Annotated in this window: 4 protein-coding genes and 1 pseudogene; 2 read left to right on the top strand and 3 right to left on the bottom strand. The window is 71.0% G+C overall.

Annotated elements, in window-relative coordinates:
- Positions 1-97 (top strand): annotated as a pseudogene (locus tag ACLJQZ_RS48380) (IS982 family transposase); the annotation flags it as partial.
- A gap of 50 nt (positions 98-147) precedes the next feature.
- On the opposite strand, the gene ACLJQZ_RS48375 reads toward ACLJQZ_RS48380, so the two are convergent.
- From ACLJQZ_RS48375 to ACLJQZ_RS48365, 3 genes are read right to left on the bottom strand one after another with little or no spacing between them, the layout of a single operon-like run.
- Complete coding sequence (locus tag ACLJQZ_RS48375) at positions 148-891, bottom strand: ferredoxin reductase (protein WP_410628474.1); 744 nt, start codon at positions 889-891, stop codon at positions 148-150.
- Positions 861-1,460: a sulfite oxidase-like oxidoreductase gene (locus ACLJQZ_RS48370; protein ID WP_410628473.1), complete on the bottom strand. Its 600-nt coding sequence runs from the start codon at positions 1,458-1,460 to the stop codon at positions 861-863. Before ACLJQZ_RS48370 ends, ACLJQZ_RS48375 begins: the two co-directional genes overlap by 31 nt.
- A gap of 30 nt (positions 1,461-1,490) precedes the next feature.
- On the bottom strand, positions 1,491-2,102 hold the full coding sequence (locus tag ACLJQZ_RS48365) for a pentapeptide repeat-containing protein (RefSeq protein ID WP_410628472.1): 612 nt from the start codon (positions 2,100-2,102) through the stop codon (positions 1,491-1,493).
- Positions 2,103-2,145: 43 nt separating this feature from the next.
- Here ACLJQZ_RS48365 and ACLJQZ_RS48360 point away from each other — a divergent pair, with 43 nt between their 5' ends.
- Positions 2,146-3,039, top strand: coding sequence for an ornithine cyclodeaminase family protein (locus ACLJQZ_RS48360; protein WP_410628470.1), 894 nt, complete (start codon positions 2,146-2,148; stop codon positions 3,037-3,039).
- Positions 3,040-3,425 lie beyond the last annotated feature (386 nt).

Genomic DNA, 3,425 nt, shown 5'->3' with positions numbered 1-3,425 from the left:
TGTCGCGCAGCGTCTGCTGGCGATGGCAGCCGGCATCTGGCACAACTGGCAGACCGGTCTGACCAGCAAAAGGTCACTGATCGCCTACGATCACTAACACCAACTTCACGGAATCAATCATCTAGGCCCGGCGTTCACGCGGGGCGGTCAGTCGCGGCTGGGGCCGAAGCGTTCGGTGCGGATGCGGTGCGGGTCGTGGCCCAGCGCGACCAGGATGTCCGCGACCGTCTCGACGAAGCCCGTGGGGCCGCAGACGAAGGACGTCGCGCCGAACTCGGCGGGCCAGCCCGCGGTGTTGACCGTCGCGACGTCGATGCGGCGGGGGATCCCCTCGCGGCCGCCGGGCAGCTCGCGCGTGTAGACGTACGTGACGTCCAGGCCCGCGACCGGCTTGCGCAGTTCGTCGGCGTAGTACAGCTCGGCCGGGGTGCGCAGCGAATAGATCAGCTTGAACGGGGTGCGGACGCCCGCCGCGCGGTGCGCGCGGACCATGGCCATCAACGGGACGATGCCGGAGCCGCCGGCGACCAGCAGGACCGGTTCGGGGTCGGCAGGCCGCCAGACGAACCAGCCGCCCACCGGGCCGCGGATCTCGACCGGGTCGCCGATCGCGTACGGGCCGGTGAGGTGTTCGGACACTTCCCCGTCGGGGACGCGCTGCACCGTCAGTTCGATCCGGTCACCGTCGGCGGGAGCGGCGAGCGAGTAGCTGCGCTGCGCGCGATAGCCGTCGGCGGCGGTCAGCCGGACGTCGACGTGCTGTCCCGCAAGGTGACCCGGCCAGCCCGGCAGGTCGAAGACGAGCGTGCGGGCCGTCGGGGTCTCGTCGCGGAACTCGGCCAGGCGGGCGACCCGCCAGGCTAGTCGCCCTGATACCGCTGTTCGCGCCATGGATCCCCGTAGTCGTGGTAGCCGACGTTCTCCCAGAAGCCCGGCTCGTCGCGGGTCTTGAGCTCCAGCCCGCGCACCCACTTCGCGGACTTCCAGAAGTACAGGTGCGGCACGAGCAGCCGCGCCGGGCCGCCGTGCTCGGGAGTCAGCGGCTTGCCGCCGTACTCGTAGACGATCCAGGCCTGGCCGTCGAGCAGGTCGGCCAGCGGCAGGTTCGTGGTGTAGCCGCCGTAGGAGTGCACCAGCACGTAGTCGGCCGCGGTGTCGAGCCCGCCGACCAGCGTGTCCACCGGGACGCCCCGCCACCGGGTGTCCAGTTTGGACCACTGGGTGACGCAGTGGATGTCCACAGTGAACTTCTCGCTCGGCAGAGCCGTCAGCTCGGCCCAGCTCCAGGCGTGCTTCTCGCCGGTCTCGGTGGTGACCGTGAACTCCCACGCCTCGGTGCGCACGCGCGGGGTCGGGCCCGCCGACAGCACCGGGAAGTCCTCGGCCAGGTACTGCCCGGGTGGCAGGCGCGGGTTGCCGCTGCGGGCACGGCCCTGGAACCCCGGTGTCACGACGCCCATCCGGCCCTCCCTCTCCTGCCGAGGACGAGTCTAAGCCCGCACCTGAAGCCCGAGCGACGTGACGAGCACCGCAGCCTGTTCGGGTGAAACGATCGCCGCGTGCAGCTCGGCGTTCAGCGGGTCGAGCGCCGAGAGGTCGCTGCCCCGCAGGTCGGCTCGCGGCAGCTTGACGGCGTGCAGCGTCGCCCCGGACAGGTCGACGTCGGCGAACACCGCGTCGCCGCAGTTCGCCCTGGTGAGGTCGGCCTCCCGCATCCGCACGCCGTGGAAGGCGACCGACCGCAGGTCGGCGCCCACCAGCCCGGCGAACGACCAGTCGCCGCCGGTCACCCGCAGCGGCCGCAGCTCGCACTCGGTGAACGTCGTCCCGACGAGCTTGCACCCGGTGAACTCGGCGTCGAAGAAGTTGCACCGTTTGAAGGCGCACCCGGTGAAGGCCGAGTCGGTGTGCCGCGACGAGTTGAAGCGCACGTTGCCGAACACGCAATCGGTGAACGTCGAGTTCCGGACGACCGCCTCGGAGAGATCGACCTCGTGGAACTCGCACCGCACGTAATGCCGCCCGACGAGCTCTTCGCCGTACCAGTCGTCACGGGAGAAGCGCTGGTCCTCGACGGGTGGATCTTGCGTGGCATCGGACACTCGGCCAGGCTAGCGGCCACCGACGACGAGGGGGTGCCGAAGCATGCTGGACGCCGGCGACGTCCGAGCGGCCGTGCCGATGCGGGCCGCGGTCGACGCGGTGCGGGAGGCGTTCCTCGACCTCGCCGCGGGCCACTTCGAGGTGCCGCAACGCCTGTCCTTCGACGGCGGCACGACGCTCGTGATGAGCGCCTGCCACACCCCCACCGGCCGGACGGCGGTGAAGACGCTCAGCCTCGTCGCCGGCCGCGACCCGATGATCCTCGGGACCCTGGTGTGGAACACCACCGAGGGACAGCTGGTCGCCGACGCGATCGCGGTGACGACGTTGCGCACCGGCGCGGTGTCCGGCGTCGCCACCGACCTGCTGGCCCCGCCCGAGGCGAGCCGCCTGGCCGTGATCGGCACCGGCGCCCAGGCCGCGGACCAGGTCCGCGCGGTGGCGGCGGTCCGCCCGCTCCGGCAGGTGACGGTCTTCGGACGTTCGCCGGTACGGGCAGCGGAGTTCGCCGACCGGCTGCGGGGCGAGTTCCCCGGCGTGCGCGTGGCACCGAGCGTCGAGGACGCGGTGTCCGACGCGGAGATCGTTTGTTGTGCTACCTCGTCCGCCACTCCTCTCTTCGACGTCGACGCCTTGCCGGAGCACGTCCACGTCAACGCGATCGGGTCGTACCTGCCGTCGATGCGGGAGCTCCCCGCCGAGCTGCTCGCGACGGCTGATTGTGTTGTGGTGGACCAGGTCGACGCCGTCCTGGAGGAGGCCGGCGAGGTGATCCACGCGGTGGGCACCGGCCTGGTTTCGCGGGATTCGCTGGTGGAGCTGGGGAACGCGCTTCGGGAACCTCCGGTGGTCGGCGGGCGGACCGTGTTCAAGTCCGTGGGGGTGGCGGTGCAGGACTGGGCCATCGCGCGGCTGCTCGGTGAAGCGGGCCGTTGAGCGCCGCCGCGCGGTGACGAGCCGCGTGAACGAGGACGGCACGGATGGGGGCCCCTCGGGGTATCGGTAGGCGGTCGCGCGGGCGTGAACGACGGTTGCCTCGTAGACCGGCGTTCAAGTCCCCAGCACCAGGCGGCCCGGTCGTGCTCCGTTCTTCGAGGGAGATGCCAGGACTAGACCACTCCACCGCCGCTCGGCGAAGCGGGTCGATGAGCGCGAAGGTGACGAGCCGTGTGAACGAGGGCGGGCACGGATGGGGCCTAATCAGTTCTGGGAGTGGGCCATCCGGCAGACTCCTGGTCGGTAGCCGGCCGGCAGGTGAGCACTCGTGGGTCCTGGACGCGTGAGTCCTGACGAAAGACCGTGCCCCTGCCGGGTGGCTGGGA

It is taken from the genome of Amycolatopsis sp. cmx-8-4 (genome assembly GCF_046548675.1).
GTDB lineage: Bacteria > Actinomycetota > Actinomycetes > Mycobacteriales > Pseudonocardiaceae > Amycolatopsis.
The sequence above is the reverse complement of the archived record's forward strand: the minus strand, read 5'-3'. Positions and strand labels throughout refer to the sequence as shown.